Source organism: Companilactobacillus halodurans (assembly GCF_009600985.1).
GTDB lineage: Bacteria > Bacillota > Bacilli > Lactobacillales > Lactobacillaceae > Companilactobacillus > Companilactobacillus halodurans.
Genome location: NZ_VDFP01000003.1, coordinates 29726 through 47243 on the forward strand (window position 1 = coordinate 29726; position 17518 = coordinate 47243).

The following is a 17518-nucleotide window of genomic DNA, read 5'->3' on the forward strand; positions in this document are numbered from 1 at the left end:
ATTATTCTTAGAATACACTAATGAATATTAAAATCAATAGCCCTTAATTAGAAAAAATCTAATGTTTATAAAATAATAATACAATATGGCTTAAAATGCAAAAAAAAACAGAAATATCTGTTAATCAGATATCTCTGCTTGGATATATTTATTAAATTTTTCTAATTCTGTCTTACTTAGATTAGCTGTGATCAAAGAACCATCATTCGTGAAGTCTTTCTTGATAACTTGGGAGTTTTTAAGGATTTCATCAGTTATTTTTTGATCGCTGTAAGGAATCAATAATTCGGTCTTTTTATAATTGACAAAAATCTTTTGTTTGATTAAGTAAACTAATTTTTCGATTGACGATTTGTCAATGGCTGAGTAATAGATATTGTCGCCTTCGATAGCTGGGAACTTTTGTCCTGGCTTCAAATCAGCTTTATTGAAAGCATAGATCATTGGTTTGTCGATGACGCCAATTTCTTTCAATGTCTTTTCAGTAACTTCCAACATATTCTTCCAATGTTCATCACTGACATCGATTACTTGAATCAATAAGTCAGCATCTTTAGCTTCTTTTAAGGTCGTCTTAAATGATTCAACTAAATTATGTGGCAATTTGCTGACGAAACCAACAGTATCGGAAAGTAGAAAGCTGGTATTATCTTCAAGGTCGATGCGTCGAACGCTGGTATCAAGCGTAGCAAAAAGCATATTCTTTTCAAAGACTTTTCGATCATTAGAATCGTCTTTATTAAAATTCAAGATACCGTTCATTGTCGTCGACTTACCAGCATTCGTATATCCAACTAAGGAAACTAGCGGTAAGGAAGTATTAGTTCGACGTCTGCTTTGAACATCAACTGTCTTGTCGACCGTTTTAAGGTCGTTACGTAGAGCAGTGATTCGATTTCTAATGACACGTCTGTCGAGTTCTAGTTTTGATTCACCAGCACCACGGTTAGCGAGTCCACCGGAAGCAGATTGCTGATCCAATGGGTTACCTGAAGGGTGAATTCTAGGTAGCTGATATTGCAACTTAGCAATTTCAACTTGAAGTTTGGCTTGTTTCGTTTGAGCACGATTGGAGAAAACTTGGAGGATCAATTCGGTTCGGTCCATGAAACTTAATTTAGTTTCTTTTTCAAGATTTCTAATTTGTGAAGGTGTCAATTCATCATTTAAAACGATGATTGAAACGTCGTCGGCGTTGGCAATTTCTTTGATTTCACTAACTTTACCAGAACCAAAGTAAGTTGCACCACTAACGCTGTCGGCATTTTGAGTGATTGTATCAGCTACTTCCATGTTGTTTGCTTCAACTAGAGCAGCCAATTCTTGCATCGTATATTCGAAGTCAGGCTGTAAGTGGCTAACTCCAGCGACGATGACACGAGTTTTTTCATATGTTAATTTAGATTCAGTCATAAATCCTCCTGGTGGCACTATTTACCCCAGGGTTAATAATGCCTTTGTATTATTTAATAAGTGTAATGATATTTGCTTTTAAGCGCATGATTCTAATACCATCCTTTCATAAACTGTCTAAATAATAACATGGAAGCAAAATTCACGCTATATAATAGTAGAAAGTGAAATTTTCTATAAAAGAGGTCTTTGGTTTTTCTTCTTAGGTTTGGGTTTTCTAAAGAGACTCAATAAAAAGAAAACGATAGCAGCAATAATGAAAATTGCATCAATCAAAATCCAAGTGGATTTGGTAGAATGGTCAATAAAAATCAAGCCAACTATCAACATGGCGATAGCATACCAAAAATTGATACTTTTGTAGAATTGTTTGTTCATATCATAATCTCCAAATATTTAATAAAAAGTGTATACGCTTAATTATACACTAGATAATCATACAAAAATGGTATCTATTATTAAGAAAATCAGTTATATTAATATACGGGTGAAAATACAAATGGATTATTCTAAACAAAAACTAATGTTGACTCTGTTAACTGAATTCGAGCTCTCATTTACTAAGCAAATCAATGAATCTAATATCAATCAGGAGACTAGTAGGTATCTTGAAGATAAGGTTCGTGAAATGCGTGATAAACAATATCGCGGTTCATTATTTGACAAAGAAGTTGAGCAAATAATAAAAAAAATAAATCAAGCTCAAGCTGATGATTTAGTTTTCAATGATTATACAAAGCGTCTTTGGAAAGTCATCGTTCAAATTTCTAAACGAACGACTAGTTTTGAAACAGCTTATTCATTAATAGATATCCTTAGTTCAAAAAATGCTTCCTTTAAATTATAAAGGGAGTATTTTTTGTTTGCACAATAATTATTTAGAATGTAAAAATTCTCTGGTTTCAGTGGTGAGATGAATTAGTTGAGGATTAAAGCTATTTAAAAAAATATTTAATTTACCTAAGGTTTTTTCTGGTCGATTAACATAGTCGTTCGATAAATCCAAGTCGACAACAGTTTTATTACGGAGAGTTAATCTAATCTTAATTGGTTGATTAATCAATAAAGTTAAGTTGTATAACAGGCCAGTTTCTTCAGAGACCGTTGGGTCATTTCTGGGATTAGAGCTTTTTTGTGGTAATCCAAGTAGTGTGATGGCCACGATATCATTTTTGGCTATTTCTTTTAGACGCAGATGTCTGGGGTAGAACATGACAGCTAGGCGTGTTCTTATCGTTTTGTTATCGCTATAACGAATGTTTTCTTTTTGGGAATCCCAGTAATTGAAGATAATCGGTAAAATTAATAGGTAATGTCCTAAGAAGACTAATAGGAAAACAATCGTTCCTATTTCTATTCCTGATCTCAACGATAGATTTATTTTAAATAGCAGGCCGATAATGAAGGCGAGGCTTAGGCTAACTAGTAATGGTCGATAATTGACTTTTTTTCCAAAGCTCAACATAAGAAATCTGTTCTTTCTTTACTAATCTATTTATTTTGCAATTTGTCTTTAGCATTTTTTGATGAAAACAGTCATAAAATCATCCTGACAATTTGTCTATGGGTAAAGCTATATTTTGAAGACATTTAGGTAGGGAATTATCATTAAAATCATTATGATGTGAATAGCAAAATTATTTATGAAAGTAGTGATTAGTATGGCATATTTCATCGCTTTAATATTATTTGTTTTAGGATGTATTCAAATTTTTCTGACTGGTAAATCACTTTACAAAATTAAAGCAACGCCACAAAAAAGGATTCCTAAATTTATTCAGTTTTCAATTTGGTATGGCTCGCTTTTTGGATTATTATTTATTTTCGTTGGTTTTGATATTATTTTTAAATGGATTTGATAAGATTATACTATGATAATGGTAAGGGGCTGATATCATGGTTGTGGAATTGATTGGAATCATCGTTATTCTAATGGGAATATATCAAATATATGTCGCTAGAAAAACTTATTACAATATCAAGAAAAATGTTAAGAATCCCCAACCTTATGTCTTTTATGGAGTTTATTTCTCTTTGATATTAGGAATCATTTTTCTTGTGGCAGGAGCTTTTTTGATTCGTTAAATAAAAATAGCTATGGTAAATTATCCGTAATTACCATAGCTATTATTTTGTATTCCAAAAAATTTTATTTCTTTGATAATAAAAGATCAGCCAAAGTTTCAGGCTCAATCTTACCTAAATTAGCTGCCAAATCAACTGAAGACAAGGCTTTGACCAAATTATCCTTATCAAATTCGGCACCGACAAGAGCTTTTTCAATCAAACTGATATCGCCACCGGTAATGAAATCACCGTAGATTTTTACATCGGAAATTTTATTATCTTTTAATGAGAAGTTAAAAGCTACTGTTCCGATATCAAAGTGTTTAGAAACATAATTGGTGAATCCAGGGTTCTTACCATAATTCCAAGCGTCAGTATCATATTTATCTTCCAAACGAGAATAAATAATATCCCAGTCCTTATCATTCAAGGTATAAGTTTCAATATCTGATAACTTGTCAACGTGATAGATACGTTTTAAGAGTTCAACTTTGAAGTCATTAGCTGACATGCTTTTGAAGGGTTCGTCGAGATATGGTTTGATGTTAGTAATTCGCTTATTGACAGATTTAACACCTTTAGATTCCAACTTATCTTGTTCAGGCGTGAGAACCTTGCTAGCAGTTTCCATATCGAGGTCAAACATTAATGTGCCACCGGCAGCATATGAATCACCCACTTTAAACATTGTCATACCAGAGAATTTCTTGCCATCAACGACAATGTCATTTCTACCACGCATTTCGACACCTGTGGCCCCCATGTCATGCAAAGCGTCAATAATTGGTTTAGCAAAATAAGCGTAATCGCCAAAATGTTCATCGTCGCCAATCACGATATTTTCAAAAATAAAGTTGCCATAATCGTGATAAACAGCGCCACCGCCAGAAGTTCTTCTGACTAATTGAATCTTATTTTTCTTAAGATAAGGGAAGTTAACTTCAGCATAAGCATTTTGGTTAACGCCGATAATTACGGATGGATTGTTGATATAAAGAATCAGTCCATGACCTGGCAAACGTAAATCATTGACCAAATAGTTATCTAAAGATTGGTTAACAATGGCATTGTAAACTGGTTTGTTGTTTCTAGATGTATCGATAAAAAACATAAACTTCACTCCTTCTTCTTTAACTAAGTCAATTGTAATCCCTTTCATATGATTGAATAAAGACTATTTCCCGTATTTGATGCAAATTAATGATTTCTAAAATTATTCATCGAAATTATACCGTTATTTAGAAATCTTAGTTGTTTTTGAAAGCAAAAAAAGCTACTAATACAGTAGCTCTTTTAGATTTACTTAGTACCAAAGACACGGTCGTAAATGTCAACGCCAAAGCTGGTTTTCAATGGTGACCCTTTTAATAATTTGAAATTTCGATGACCATTTTCGTCACGTTCTGGCCGTAAGAATATCGGTTCGATGTCAGAATTCAATTGCAGCATCTTGGAAAATTCAAATTGATGAGTGACTGAAATAACTGTCACGCCACTGTTTACCAAACCGGAAACTACTTGAGCGTTGATTTGTGATCCTTCATGTTCATTAGTTGAAGAAAATGATTCATTCATCAGAATCAAAGTTTTGTCGTGAATAGCTTGGACAATGTTAGACATTCGCAAGAGTTCATTGTCTAACTTGCCACTAGTTAAGCCAGTATCTTCTTCACGTTTGAAGTGGGTAAAGATTTCATCGAATAAAGGAGCTTGAAAACTATCGGCAAAGACATACATTCCCGAATCCATCATCAATTGAGCTTGTCCCAAGCTTCTTAAAGTAGTTGTTTTGCCACCTTGATTAGTTCCCGAAATAATAACAAGTTTTAAATCGTTGCCCGACAAATCATTACCGACCACTTTAGTATCATCATCGGCACTGACGAGTAAAACGACATTCTTCAAGCCAGTTACTCGTGTATTTGCGGCAACCTTTGGGTAGGTGAGGTTGATTTTTGAAAGGGATCTTTGCAAACGTACGGTTCCAATTAAAAAGCCAACTTGAAATTTTAATTCGTTAAAAAACTTTTCTAATTCGTATTTTGTATTAACGACTTTAGTAGCTAAATTGAAATCTGCGATATTGTCGTAATGGCCAAGGGCGTTGCTGCTGTCATCGTCACGCTCAGCAATAACGAATTTGGCCTCTCTTTTTTCAAAATGTGTTTTGACAGAATCCATCATGCCACTGAATTTGCCGGTCTTCTTAGTAAAATCTAAATCAGAGACATCGCTGCCAAAGTTTTTATTCAATTTGACTGGGAAGCTATAAGTATTATTAGTGACGATGATATCAATCAATTCGTGCATTTGAGCCAATGATTGTTTAGAAAAGACTTTATCCAAACGTTTGAAAAAATTAATGAAATTGTCTGATTCCCAATCGGTATCATTGAAGGCTTTGACCTCATCGAGATAATTCAAGTAAATGTCGATTTGGCGGGCGAAGCTGTGCAATTTATAAGAAGCAGAACCGGAATCTAAAGTCCAAAATTCACTCCGGACGGTTTTGATAGTCTCAAGGATTAATTGGTACAAGTCGTGAATTTCTTGAGGATGATTTACAGCATCTTGGACAGCAGCCTGGCGATAAACGATATCTGATTCCGTTTTTAAGGGCGTGAACCAAATTTTTAAGATTGTTTGTTTCAGAAATTTATCATGGTCAGACATAGTTTCTAAAATTGGCTGCAATTCTAAGTCTTCAACGACATTCTCTTGTAGATCAGTTAATTTGAATTCCGACAAATCTAAGTCGTCAGGTGAAATCAATGTAGTTTTCATTGTGATAGCTTCCCTTCGATATTATCTTGGCTCAGGTGATATTTATTCAACAAAATATCGGTGTAAGCTTTGCCATTCAGTTCCTCAGGAATGACTTTAAAAGTTCTTTTGGCGTCAGCTGTTACTTGGCTCATCAGGGGTTGAACTTGTGGCAAGGTTCCTAAAGATTCCAAAAAAGTAACATAAATCCCGCTAGCATGTCGTTTATCAAGTTCTTTAACAACTCTGGTACCAAGTTTTGTTGCATCTTCTTCAGAAGTAGAGGAGAACAATTCATTGAGGATAACGAAACTATTCTGGTCGACTTTTTGAATGATCTGGTGGATTCGCTCAACGTCAGTTTCCAAAAGACCGCTGAGTTTGTTGCTGGATTCTTGGCGATCGAAATGGGTGAAGATTGACTGGCGAGTTCTGATTTTGGCCGAGGTTCCAGCAATCGCAATGCCTAATCTAGCTAGGTAAAAAATTTGTCCGACCATGCGGGCGTAAGTAGTTTTACCCCCTTGATTGGGACCAGAAATGACTAAGAAAGGTTTTTTCGGATTGATTTCTACTTGATTAGTAACAATTGTTTGCGTGGAAGTGAATTGCTTGAGCGCTAAACCAAAGTCAAAACTGTTATCGATACGTTTGCTGCCAGATTTAACTAGTATAGGAAGCGTGAAAGCGAGATGGCCAATTTTTTCAACCGTTAGTTCAGCTTTTTGCCAAGCTAAAAAGAAGGTCAGCTCTTTAACGATTTTTTCAATCAATTCATCATGATAAGTAGCATATTTTTGATAGAATTGGTTCATTTCTGCAAATTGGTCAGGATACAACTTGACTAACTCGGTGATGATTGAGACTTGCAGGTTGTTCATATTGTAAGAGCCATAAATGTCGTCCATCTTCACTGGTTTGGTGAGGTCCTTTTGATGATTGAAGATTGGAGTAAAAATCTCTTCAAAACGACTATCCATGCTTTCTTTGGGTTCGGGAGAAGCTTCAACAGTTACATTGCGGCCATTGAGATACAACCGATAATAAATATCGTTGAAATCATGATTGATGTTTTTGATATCTTTTTTGATTGCCAAGATTTTTTCGGAATTTTCATATTCTTCTAGGTAGTCGATAAATTTAACCAGGCCTTTGGAATCAAGCGATAGGTCTTGTAAGTTAAGAATTAAAGAATGAATCGCATTTAATTCGTCATCTAAAATGTTGACTAATTTATGCTCGCGATAAGCTTGAGGATATAGTTTGTGAATTTCTTCGTGTTCTTTCATGGAATAAAGCATTTGTTTCGTGAAGTCTTCAAAATCGTGATAGATATCTTCATTTTGAAAGTCTTTAAAAGTTTCCTGACGGTAACGGATTTCTTCGTCATCGATTAATGGTTGATGATTAAATTCAGAAATATCGAAGCCAGTCAGTTGGTTAACTTGTAAAAAGAGGTCATCGAGGTTCAAATCTTGAAAAATGGGATCATCATTGGGTAATAATTCCGCTGGTTTATTGGTATTCGTAAATAATAAGCTGTTAAACATAAAGCCATACCTCCAAATTTTGGGATAAAAAAAGACGCCTGCCTCAAATAAAGGTAGACGTCGTCAAATTCAAATTGAATTTTTGCGGTGAACGTCATCACCGACTCTCTCTGGAATTATAATATTACTTATTTTGTTTTCCAGCAATAATTTAGGTCTTGTTTTCTAAAAACCTAACAATTGTCTTTTAAGTTGGACAAGCCTACAATTTTACTTATATAGACAGATTCAATGGGAGTTGATAGCTATGAATATTTACTTCATCCGTCATGGAGAAACATATTTTAATCATCTCAGGAAAATGCAGGGATGGTCGGATACTCCATTAACCAAAGCGGGTCATGAAGAGGCCTATCGCATGGGAAGAACCTTGAAAAATTTAGGAGAACTCTCAGATACGATTTATTGCAGCGATATGAACCGGTCCGTCCAGACTGTTACGGAATTGAATAATGGCGCCAAAGCAGCCGGCGGGAAAACTTTTAAAATGGTCACGATGCCTGAATTGCGTGAACAATTCTATGGCAGTTTTGAAGGCCAGTCCAAAAAAGAAACTTATCAAAAAATTATCGGTAAGTCAGTTGAAGAAACTTTTAAGGAATTGTCTGCTAATGAAATTCAAGATAAAATTGCTAAATTAGATCCAGCCAATTTGGCTGAAACTAGCAGCGAGTTTTGGGCACGTTTTGCTAAAGGAATTGAAAAAATCGATCAAGCAGAAAAAAAGCCCGTCATAGTCGTCACGCACAGCGCAATCCTGACCGCTTTAGTCGATACTTATGCTCATGATATGTTGAGTCAAATTGAACCTAATAATTTGTCTTTAACTAAGATTCATCTCGAGGGCGATAAGTTTGAGCCACATGTCGTTTACTACAACCAAAAGGTTGAACAAAACATTTAAATAATACAAAAAATAGGTGATTTCTAAGAAAACATTTCTTGAAATCACCTATTTTTTAATGTGAATTTTCTTTTTCTTTGTTTAAAGCATCCATATCTTTAATCAAAGCTTTGACTTGTTCCATGCTACCAACATAAGCACCGGAGGCTAAAGGATGGCCGCCACCGCCAAATTTTTCAGCAACTCCGTTGATTGAAACGGTCTTGGAACGCAAATTAACTCGAAAACGATTGGTGTCTTCTTCACTTACAACAATCCAGTTGTGGACTTTAGTAATGCGTCCAATCAAAGGCACGACGTGATCTAATTCGCCAGCATCTAAGTGGAAATCTTCCAAGGTATCTTTTCGAATCACGATATATCCAAAACCAGAAGGAGTAATCTTGAGGTTATTTAGGATATAGGCTTCTAGTCGAGCCACTTGAAGAGACATTTCGTCTTCATGCAAGCTGATGTCGGAAATATCGATGCCAGTTTTTGCTAATTGGGCGGCAATCATCAAGGTTCGATAAGTCGTTTCAGCGTATAAGAAACGATTCGTATCGCCGATGACACCAGAATAGAGACTATAAGCACTTTGTTTCGAGATTTTTAGCGGTGCTAATTTATCAGCTAGAGTGTAAATCATTTCAGCACAACTAGAATAGTCTTCATCGACCCAATTCAAATCACCAAAAGGATCAACATTGGGATGATGGTCAATTTTAATCAATTTAGCAGCTTTTTTATAATCGCCATTGTTGTCGATTCGGGGCACGTTGGCAGTGTCTACGGTGATAACGAGTGCATCTTGATAAGCTTGGCTGGGAATCGTCTGCATTTTACCGATCCAATCGAGGACGGGTAAATCAATTCCAGTTATATAGATATTTTTTTGAGGATATGCATCTCTTAAAATCGTGGCCAAACCAGTTTGTGAACCGACAGCATCAGGGTCGGGATTTTGATGTCTGAGAATGATGATGGTCTTATATTTTTCGATATCTTTTAAAATTTCATCAATCATAGGCTTTTCTCCTCAACTTTTTGATATTTTTTTAACATTAACGTTTATTTCTTAGCTAAGTCAATCAAGAAGTCCTTAGCTTTTTGACGATAATTGTTCTCTGAATTGATTTTTTCCAATATGTCTTTGTCGTGAGTTGAAGCATGACCAGTTGTTAGTAGCTTTTGATAAAGCGATGGGTAAGGAAAACCTAATTCATTGGCGTGATTTAATTCGGCTTGAATGTCAAAAGGAATTCTACGAAAGTCGACATCGTCAACTTTGCCATTTTCTAAGGTCAATAACATGTAACTAGCATCACGGTCTTTCATCAAACTAGGCCGACTGTACCAAGGTTGACCAACTGAACCGGGATTCAAAATCATCTGTCCCGAAGTCGTGTAACGCCACAATGGCGTGTGCGTGTGAGCATAAATAGCAACATCCATTTCATTGCCGACATCTAATTGATCAAAGTTAGCTTGTTTTTTATAAGCGAATAATTCATGTCCTTTATTAGACGTTGGTAAATTGTGCGTCAATGAGAAGTTGACATTTTGGATAGTCTTTTGACCGGTCAAAGGAAGATTCTTAATTTGATCAATTCGACCTGGTGTTAAATGTTCCAAATCGTATTGTACTAAGTTAGCAAAGTAGACTTGACTAGGATTATCCAGGTCAACGCTTTGCGTAGCAATAACTGAGAGAAAGGCTGTTTCCCAGTTTCCCATAAGATATTGGGTCGTGTTGACTTCACTTAATAATTGGAAGCATTCTTCAGTCGAAGAACCACCAATTGTAGTATCACCTAGCGACCAAATTTCTTGGGCGTTATTTTTTTGCGCATCTGCTAAAACCGCCTTTAGGGCAGTGACATTGCCGTGGATATCAGAAAGGACTGCAATTTTTTCTTTCAATTTAAATCACTCCTTGGGTACTTTCTGCTAGTTTACATCAAATTAGCTTTGATTGGCGGATTTTGACCTCTGGTATTTAGCAATCAATGGCAAAATAATTCCGATGGCAATCATAATTAATGGTTCAATGATATTTAGGCTTAACACGTGGGTCCAGGCTTTAGTTCCAGGTGTTTCATCAGTTGGGAAGATTCCTAAAGTTGCGGCCCCAAAAGTAATTGCAAAGCACCAGATACCAACAAGGATGGCTAGATACTTGTTCTTGATGTAAACAAAGTCTGATTGGAATCTGTCTTCATGCAATCTAACTAAAATAAAGGAACTAAATAGGAAACAAGTCGTATATGGCGAGACGATTCCGTTAAGGTTCAAGAGTTGATTGAAAATAGAATTCATATTCGGCAAAGTAGTACTTAAAACCATGATAATCGTACAGATAGCTGTCGTTAGCCAGTAACCATTGATTGGTAGTCCACGTTTATCAGTCTTAGTTAGACCCTTAGGCAAATATTCTCTAGCCGTATCAGAGAGGAACATTCTGGTTCCGGCATCCAGTAAGACTGCAAGTTGAGCCATCATATAAAGTGCTTGCGTTAGGGCAAATAAGTAAAGGAAGAATTGACCCATGCCAAATTCTTGACCCATGTATTGGAAAGCATAGTAAGAACCGTTCATCTTCAAATCATTTGGCAAATGGTGAGCATTGAAAAAGACTCCCAAGGCAAATGATCCTAGAACAGTTAAGAATCCAGTCATGATAGCGAGCATCCACATAGCTTTTGGAAAGTCACGTTTACCATTTTTCATTTCAGTAACGTATGGAGCAGCAAATTCTGAACCATTCATCGCAAAAATTACTAGTCCAAAGGTTGATAGATAGTGCATATCAAATTTAGGAATGAAGGATTTGAAAGTAAATGGTTGCGTATGTGGCATGTTTCCTTGTCCCAAGTAAGCAATCGTCATGATGACATACAAAATGGAAACAATGAACATAGCACCACCACCGATGATACTTAAAATCTGTAGTGAATTTTTCAAGTAATGTTGAATAAAAATGAATAGCGTAAAGATTACAGCTGTCAGTAAAGCAAACATCGAATTGCTCATTTTGTCTGACATGGAACTGTCGCCATTAATCAGCCAACCAAATGAAATCAAAGTTGAATTAGCGACATCGACGATATAAGGCAAACTTGAGACCCAAACAGTCCAAGCACAAATGTAACCCCAAAGGTTTCCCCCAGTAGCACGAACCCAAGAAGTTACGCCACCGCCTTCTTCGTCAAACGTTGAACCAAGATGTCCGACCATCATTTCGTAAGGTACAACGAATAAAAACAACATTAGTACCCAAGTGAAAACGATTCCTAAACCTTGGTTATGAAAATTATAGACAATGTCATCGAAACCAATTACGGTAACAAAGTCCATTAAAGCCACGACGGGCCAGCTGATATATGACTTTTTCGAGTCAAGTTCTGGCATTTTTTTCCCCATCGAAAATACACCCCTTTATAAATAATTGTTCGGAAACTTTTGTGTAAAAAAGCCTCTAAAATACTATATCACTATAAATGACAATGACTTACAAAATTGTAAGGAAATGTAAGGTAAATCCAACGACTTCAAGGAGTCTCACCCGTTATGATTGATATATCAAATGGAGGAAGAATAAATGCAAAAAATCGTTGAAGTAGAAAATATTGAAAAAATTTATGGTAAGGCCGGGGAGAAACAATTTAAAGCCTTATCTGACGTTAACTTTGAAGTTAAGTCCGGCGAATTCGTAGGAATTATGGGCGCTTCAGGTTCTGGTAAGACAACCCTTTTGAACATTCTCTCAACTCTTGATACACCGACAAGCGGAAAAGTTGAAATTGCCGGTCAAGATATCACTAAATTGAATAACAATAAAATGGCAGATTTTCGTGCAAATGAAATTGGATTTATTTTCCAGGATTTCAATTTGTTGGAGAATTTAACAGCTTACGAAAATATCGCTTTGCCATTGGCTTTGCAAAATAAGCCAACTAAAGATATTAAACCAAACGTGGAGAGTATCGCTGAAAAACTAGGCTTAACGGAGATTTTGAACCACTATCCAACGGAACTTTCTGGTGGTCAAAAACAACGTGTGGCAGCTGCTCGTGCTTTAGTACATCAACCAGCCATCGTTTTTGGAGATGAACCAACGGGTGCGCTTGATTCCAAGAGTGCTAGAGCTTTGATGGATACGATGACTAAAATCAATCGTGAAGACAACGTTTCGATTCTATTAGTAACCCATGATCCTTTCTCGGCAAGTTTTTGTGACCGCATCCTTTTCATTAAAGATGGTGAAATCGGTCAAGAATTGAAAAAAGAAGATAATTCACGAGCTGAATACTATCAAGAAATCCTTGATTCATTAGGAACATTTGCGGAATAAGAGGGGGAAAGGGAAGATAATATGTTAAATAAGTTAGCCTTAAGTGGCATTAGGCATCGCATCCGTGATTACAGCGTCTTATTTTCAGGGTTGATGATTGCCTCAGCAATTTTTTATATGTTCATGTCGTTAGCAACTAATCAGTCATTTTTAAGTTCTAATTCGCCGGCAGCAGCAACTAGTTTTATTTTTGCTTTCGGAATCGTTTTGTTAGCAATTATTACGATTGTTTATATCAATTACGCTAATACATTCCTGTTGAGCATGCGTCAAAAAGAATATGGGATGTTCATGATGCTTGGTGCTAAAAGCAGCAAGATTTCCAAAATGATTTTCGTTGAAACTTTTGCTATCGGAGCAATGTCGACCATCATTGGAAGTATTATCGGAATAATTGCAACTAGTTTCGTTAGTCGATGGATTATCAAAGCTTTAGATATGCAAGTCAAACACTTTAATAGTTTTTATTTACCAGCATTACTTTGGACTTTTGTATTCTTTATCGTTATTTTCTTGCTTTCAGCGATTAAAAATTCGGTATCATTACGTCGCAGCAAGGTTTTAACGTTGTTAAATCGTGACAGTCAACCAGTTAAGATTAAACGTAACGGCGTTTTAAAAGCTATTCAAGCTTTGTTTGGATTAGTTATGTTAATTATTGGCTATTTCACAATGTATTATACCGGTAATAATCCCAGTGCTATTTTTATGGGCATTCCGGTAGCACTAGTAACGATTGTTGGTGGAACTTATTTCACGATCAATTCAGTCGTTACGACTATCATTGCTTTACTAAAGAAAAATACGAAATTTTCTCAAAAAGGTTTGAATAATTTCACGCTTTCTCAATTGAGTTTTAGAATCACTGATTACACTAAGATTCTCTCGATGGTATCGATGATGTTTGCTTTAGCTTTAGGTGCTATTACGGTAGGTTTAGGTTTTAATAGCCAAATCGATAATCTCGTCAATGGACAAAATTATTATGACGTTCAAGTAACCAATCCTAATGCTGCTCAACAAAAGCGTTTGAAAAAATTAACTGTCGATAAAAAAGTCACTTATAATTACAAAACTGATGGTAAAAAAGTTTACTATCAAGCAAGCGAATTTAAAAATCAACCCGTCGGTTACGCCAAAATGAATACCAAAACAATGCAATTTAAATTGAATAGTACCAAGGATCCAGCTAAGAATAGTACTGCCCAATATGAATTGATGGGAACACGTTTGCCCAAAGAACGAATGATGGAAGCTGAATTTGTTAACGATAAAACTTATCAAGCTATTAATTCAAAAGAAATCACGAGTGTCTTAGTTAAAACTGATTTCTTTAAGAAAAATTTACCTGAAATCAAGGCTATTTCAAAAGCTGAAAATAATCGCTATCCAAGTTTAAAAACCACTTCAAGCGACAAATATACTTCTTATACGATAATCAATGGCTTCTTATCAGGCCTGGAATTCATGGGATTCTTCCTTGGAATTGCCTTTCTAGCCATGTTAGCCAGCTGCTTGATGTTTAAAATTCTTTCAGGAGCTAACGGTGACGTTAAGCGTTATAAGATGCTTTCAAAAATTGGTGCTAGACAAAAAGTCTTACGTAAAACCATCAATAAAGAAATTGCCGTCTTATTCTCAGTTCCAGCTGTTCTAGGTATTGTTCATGTATTGTTTGGTCTACAGTTATTCGTCGGAATATTGTACAAACCATATGCCAATATTGAAATACCATTTGCTATCTTTCTTGTCTTGTATCTAGGCTATTATTTCTTAACAAGATACCTTTATAAGAAGATTGTTCTCAAATAAAAGCTAGTTCCCTTTTGGGGGAACTGCGGTCAACGGGTAACTAACTACCTTTTGGGCGCAGCTCCTCAAAAAGAGGAGCCTTCCCCCCATTAATAATTAATTTTCGAGATCCTCAACAAATCTCACTAGATATTCAAAATTTGAATATCAAAAGAATGTTAATTAAAAATAGTATTTATTCATTTGCTTATTGATTAAGTGATTGTTAATAAATACTATTTTTTTGTCCAAAATTTTAAGTTTCGGGATAAAAATTAAAATATTTTTTATTTTTTATTTATAAGCAATATAAGCCTGGAATTATAGCGTTCTTGAGCCATATACGTTAGACGATTTGACAATTTCTTCACTTGCAAAAATATTTTTTTGTTGCTAAATTCTTACAAAGACATTAGAATTTCTTTAATAAAACTTTTTAGGAAAATTATTATGGATTGGAAGGAGAAATAACTATGTCAATGATTGAATTTCGCGACGTACAAAAATATTACGGAAATTTTCATGCTCTAAAAGATATTAATCTGGAGATTGACAAAGGAGAAACTGTCGTTTTAATCGGACCTTCTGGTTCTGGTAAGAGTACTCTGGCTAGAACAGTCAATGGCTTGGAAACCATTCAAGAGGGCCAGTTGATTGTCAACGGACGTGATATCGCTGAAAAATCGACTGATATCAATCGAATTAGACGAGATGTCGGGATGGTGTTCCAGCACTTTAACCTTTACGCAAATAAAGATGTTTTAGAAAATGTTATGTTAGCTCCCAGAATCGTTTTGAAGCTAAGTGAAGAAGAGAATAAAAAAAGGGCAATGGCACTGCTTGATCAAGTTGGATTAGCTGACAAAGCTCACAATATGCCATCGCAGATTTCCGGTGGGCAAGAACAGCGTGTGGCAATTGCTAGATCGTTAGCGATGAAACCACGTTGCATGCTATTTTACGAACCTACCAGTGCTTTGGACCCAGAAATGATTGACGATGTTTTGGGCGTTATCAAATACGTTACTAGTCAAAGCGATATGACTTCTTTGATCGTTACTCACGAAATGGGCTTTGCCGAAGAAGTAGCAAATCGAGTTATTTTCATGGATGACGGACAGATTCTTGAAGATGATGCTACAAGCGTCTTCTTTAAAAATCCTACAAATGATCGTGCTAGAAAGTTCTTGAGCAAGATTATCAAACATTAAAAAGGGGGTAAACGATATGAAACGATTAAAATATTTAGCATTGATTATCACTTCTTTACTCCTAGCTCTTACATTGACTGCCTGTGGTTCCAAGCCGCTCTCTAAGCAAAATGTCTTAACTAACGACCAAAAATCAAAGACTATCACTTGGGGTGTTAAGGCTGATACGAAATTGATTGGTCTGATCGATGTAAAAGATGGTAAGGAAAAAGGATTCGAAGTTGATCTTGCCAAAGCTATCACTAAGAAAATGCTCGGCAAGGATGCTACTGCCAAATTCGTAACCGTTACATCACAATCTCGTATCCCGTTGCTGAAGAATGGTAATATCGATGCCATTATCGCTACAATGACCATAACGCCGGAACGAAAAAAGACGATTGATTTTTCCAAGTCATACTTTGACGCTGGACAATCAATTTTGGTCAAGGATAATTCATCAATTAAAAAAGTTCAGGATTTAAATAATAAGACAATCATCGGTGTTGTCGGCTCCAACTCAGTTGAAAATGTTAAAAAATTTGCTCCAAAAGCTAGCGTTTTGCAATTACCCGATTATGCTCAGGCGTTGACTGCTTTGAAATCAGGTCAAGGAGATGCTTTGACGACAGATAATGTTATTTTAGCTGGTATGGCCGTCAATAATCCCGGTTACAAACTTCAGGGAAAAGCCTTTACGGTCGAACCTTACGGTATTGGAGTCAATAAAGGACAAGATGACTTCAGAAAGGCTATCAATAAGGCACTCAATGAACTAGAAGCAGACGGAACTTACAACAAGTTAGTTGTGAGGTGGTTCGGAAATGTTTCTGGATTTAACTACAAGGAGGTGCTACGCAAATGATCAATCTACTAACAAGCAATTGGAGTGAATTTATTAGTGGCTTTGGTTGGACGCTTCTATCCAGTATTTTGGCGTTGTTCTTCAGTTTGATTATTGGATCGTTGTTCGCCATCCTTGAAGTAGTGCCAAATAAATTCTTACGTGTTATTGGAAATATTTATGTGGAAGTCTTTCGTAATATTCCACTTTTGGTTATTACGATGTTCTTCTATTTGGTAATTCCACTTTATGTGGTTAAAATCAATGGTTTCACCGCTGGAACGATTGGTTTAACAATTTATACTTCAGCCTTTATCGCTGAAACGGTTCGGGCGGGTATCAACTCCGTCAGTGTTGGTCAAATGGAAGCTGCCCGTTCTCAGGGAATGACTTTTTGGCAAGGTATGCGTTACATCGTTTTGCCTCAAGCCTTCAAATTGGTAATTCCACCTCTTGGCAATCAGTTCGTTAACTTGGTTAAGAATTCCTCAGTTCTAGCTTTCGTGGCTGGATTTGACTTGATGTACCAAGGTAATGCGATTGCCTCACAGACTTTTGATACGATCAATACATATATCATTGTTGGTTTGTTCTACTTAGTTATCACAATGCCAATCAGTTACTATATGCAATATCTCGAAAGAAAATTAGCTTAGGAGGAGT

17 protein-coding genes and 1 riboswitch are annotated in these 17518 nt (G+C 35.9%); of the genes, 8 read left to right on the forward strand and 9 right to left on the reverse strand.

What is annotated here, in order from left to right; translation table 11 throughout:
• Nucleotides 1–120 precede the first annotated feature (120 nt).
• Both hflX and FHL06_RS02410 read right to left on the reverse strand, forming a co-directional pair.
• The gene (gene hflX / locus FHL06_RS02405) at nt 121–1413 is read right to left on the reverse strand and encodes a GTPase HflX (RefSeq protein ID WP_153384651.1); all 1293 of its coding nucleotides are present in this window, start codon (nt 1411–1413) and stop codon (nt 121–123) included.
• A 174-nt stretch (nt 1414–1587) separates the two neighbouring features.
• The gene (locus FHL06_RS02410) at nt 1588–1791 is read right to left on the reverse strand and encodes a hypothetical protein (protein ID WP_153384652.1); all 204 of its coding nucleotides are present in this window, start codon (nt 1789–1791) and stop codon (nt 1588–1590) included.
• A gap of 121 nt (nt 1792–1912) precedes the next feature.
• Between FHL06_RS02410 and FHL06_RS02415 the strand changes: the two genes are divergently transcribed.
• Nucleotides 1913–2260, forward strand: coding sequence for a hypothetical protein (locus FHL06_RS02415; protein ID WP_153384653.1), 348 nt, complete (start codon nt 1913–1915; stop codon nt 2258–2260).
• 27 nt (nt 2261–2287) lie between these two features.
• Here the strand turns inward: FHL06_RS02415 and FHL06_RS02420 are convergent, their stop codons facing one another.
• Nucleotides 2288–2878 carry a hypothetical protein gene (locus FHL06_RS02420; RefSeq protein WP_153384654.1) on the reverse strand — a complete coding sequence of 197 codons (591 nt, stop codon included), beginning with the start codon at nt 2876–2878 and terminating at the stop codon, nt 2288–2290.
• A gap of 431 nt (nt 2879–3309) precedes the next feature.
• Between FHL06_RS02420 and FHL06_RS02425 the strand changes: the two genes are divergently transcribed.
• The gene (locus FHL06_RS02425) at nt 3310–3498 is read left to right on the forward strand and encodes a hypothetical protein (RefSeq protein WP_153384655.1); all 189 of its coding nucleotides are present in this window, start codon (nt 3310–3312) and stop codon (nt 3496–3498) included.
• A gap of 64 nt (nt 3499–3562) precedes the next feature.
• On the opposite strand, the gene FHL06_RS02430 is transcribed toward FHL06_RS02425, so the two are convergent.
• The 3 genes from FHL06_RS02430 to FHL06_RS02440 all read right to left on the reverse strand — a co-directional run bounded on the left by FHL06_RS02430 (nt 3563) and on the right by FHL06_RS02440 (nt 7793).
• On the reverse strand, nt 3563–4591 hold the full coding sequence (locus tag FHL06_RS02430) for a lipoate--protein ligase (RefSeq protein WP_153384656.1): 1029 nt from the start codon (nt 4589–4591) through the stop codon (nt 3563–3565).
• Nucleotides 4592–4779: 188 nt separating this feature from the next.
• Entirely contained in the window at nt 4780–6264 is a 1485-nt protein-coding gene (locus FHL06_RS02435) for a MutS-related protein (protein ID WP_153384657.1), read from the reverse strand.
• A complete protein-coding gene (locus FHL06_RS02440) occupies nt 6261–7793 on the reverse strand; it encodes a MutS-related protein (protein WP_153384658.1) in 1533 nt (510 codons plus the stop codon). Before FHL06_RS02440 ends, FHL06_RS02435 begins: the two co-directional genes overlap by 4 nt.
• A gap of 47 nt (nt 7794–7840) precedes the next feature.
• A riboswitch (Fluoride riboswitch) is annotated at nt 7841–7904 on the reverse strand.
• 136 nt (nt 7905–8040) lie between these two features.
• Here FHL06_RS02440 and FHL06_RS02445 point away from each other — a divergent pair.
• Nucleotides 8041–8697 carry a histidine phosphatase family protein gene (locus tag FHL06_RS02445; RefSeq protein ID WP_153384659.1) on the forward strand — a complete coding sequence of 219 codons (657 nt, stop codon included), beginning with the start codon at nt 8041–8043 and terminating at the stop codon, nt 8695–8697.
• A gap of 55 nt (nt 8698–8752) precedes the next feature.
• On the opposite strand, the gene FHL06_RS02450 is transcribed toward FHL06_RS02445, so the two are convergent.
• From FHL06_RS02450 to FHL06_RS02460, 3 genes are read right to left on the reverse strand one after another with little or no spacing between them, the layout of a single operon-like run.
• Nucleotides 8753–9703 carry a DHH family phosphoesterase gene (locus FHL06_RS02450; RefSeq protein ID WP_153384660.1) on the reverse strand — a complete coding sequence of 317 codons (951 nt, stop codon included), beginning with the start codon at nt 9701–9703 and terminating at the stop codon, nt 8753–8755.
• 44 nt (nt 9704–9747) lie between these two features.
• Entirely contained in the window at nt 9748–10599 is an 852-nt protein-coding gene (locus tag FHL06_RS02455) for a metallophosphoesterase family protein (protein WP_153384661.1), read from the reverse strand.
• Nucleotides 10600–10641: 42 nt separating this feature from the next.
• Complete coding sequence (locus FHL06_RS02460) at nt 10642–12087, reverse strand: APC family permease (RefSeq protein WP_162000242.1); 1446 nt, start codon at nt 12085–12087, stop codon at nt 10642–10644.
• Between the two features lie 190 nt (nt 12088–12277).
• On the opposite strand from FHL06_RS02460, the gene FHL06_RS02465 reads away from it, so the two are divergent.
• The 5 genes from FHL06_RS02465 (at nt 12278) to FHL06_RS02485 (ending at nt 17511) form a co-directional block, all read left to right on the forward strand.
• The gene (locus tag FHL06_RS02465; protein WP_153384663.1) at nt 12278–13030 is read left to right on the forward strand and encodes an ABC transporter ATP-binding protein; all 753 of its coding nucleotides are present in this window, start codon (nt 12278–12280) and stop codon (nt 13028–13030) included.
• A 21-nt stretch (nt 13031–13051) separates the two neighbouring features.
• Nucleotides 13052–14842, forward strand: coding sequence for an FtsX-like permease family protein (locus tag FHL06_RS02470; RefSeq protein WP_153384664.1), 1791 nt, complete (start codon nt 13052–13054; stop codon nt 14840–14842).
• Between the two features lie 452 nt (nt 14843–15294).
• On the forward strand, nt 15295–16032 hold the full coding sequence (locus tag FHL06_RS02475; protein ID WP_153384665.1) for an amino acid ABC transporter ATP-binding protein: 738 nt from the start codon (nt 15295–15297) through the stop codon (nt 16030–16032).
• A 16-nt stretch (nt 16033–16048) separates the two neighbouring features.
• Nucleotides 16049–16876: a glutamate ABC transporter substrate-binding protein gene (locus FHL06_RS02480; protein WP_153384666.1), complete on the forward strand. Its 828-nt coding sequence runs from the start codon at nt 16049–16051 to the stop codon at nt 16874–16876.
• Nucleotides 16873–17511: an amino acid ABC transporter permease gene (locus tag FHL06_RS02485; RefSeq protein WP_153384667.1), complete on the forward strand. Its 639-nt coding sequence runs from the start codon at nt 16873–16875 to the stop codon at nt 17509–17511. The genes FHL06_RS02480 and FHL06_RS02485 overlap by 4 nt, the downstream gene beginning before the upstream one ends.
• Nucleotides 17512–17518 lie beyond the last annotated feature (7 nt).